Here is a 241-nt window from a genome sequence, read left to right on the forward strand (position 1 = left end):
GAATTGCATAAGGGGGTGCCCATGGCACTCAACACGATCGACGAACTGATCGAAGACATCCGCCAAGGCAAGATGGTCATCCTGATGGATGACGAGGACCGCGAGAACGAAGGCGACCTGATCATGGCCGCCGAATGCGTCCGCACCGAAGACATCAACTTCATGGTCAAGCATGCCCGCGGCCTGGTCTGCATGCCGATGACCCGCGAGCGTTGCGAGCGCCTCGGCCTGCCGCTGATGG

1 protein-coding gene is annotated in these 241 nt (G+C 60.6%); it reads left to right on the forward strand.

The window, feature by feature from the left end:
- Positions 1 to 21: 21 nt before the first annotated feature.
- On the forward strand, positions 22 to 241 hold a 220-nt coding region (locus ACLJNW_RS28050), incomplete at its 3' end, for a 3,4-dihydroxy-2-butanone-4-phosphate synthase (protein ID WP_410961887.1).

The organism is Salmonella sp. SAL4457 (genome assembly GCF_046548235.1).
Classification (GTDB): domain Bacteria; phylum Pseudomonadota; class Gammaproteobacteria; order Enterobacterales; family Enterobacteriaceae; genus Salmonella; species Salmonella enterica.